The sequence below is a fragment of the Cytobacillus firmus genome (genome assembly GCF_023715565.1).
GTDB classification, from domain to species: domain Bacteria; phylum Bacillota; class Bacilli; order Bacillales; family Cytobacillaceae; genus Cytobacillus; species Cytobacillus firmus_C.
This window is the reverse complement of record NZ_JAMBOJ010000211.1, coordinates 1-206: the sequence shown is the minus strand read 5'-3', so window position 1 is coordinate 206 and position 206 is coordinate 1. Positions and strand designations below refer to the sequence as shown.

Sequence of the window (206 nt, the reverse complement as noted above, 5' to 3'; positions counted from 1 at the left end):
TTGGGATTTGGAGGGACGGATCGAAACGGCCGAGAAGTTAGGAGCCGAAGCTAGACAAGTCATTGGTAATTACTCGGCAAAATTCTTCTTCATACATTATCTAGTTTTGAGGGAACGAAGTTTCTTCAAACCAAATAGTCCGGTGGCGATAGCGAGAAGGTCACACCCGTTCCCATACCGAACACGGAAGTTAAGCTTCTCAGCGC

The 206-nt window shown here is 47.1% G+C and carries 1 rRNA gene; it reads left to right on the top strand.

Annotated elements, in window-relative coordinates:
- Window positions 1–138 precede the first annotated feature (138 nt).
- A 5S ribosomal RNA gene (gene rrf, locus M3205_RS25515) occupies window positions 139–206 on the top strand; the annotation flags it as partial.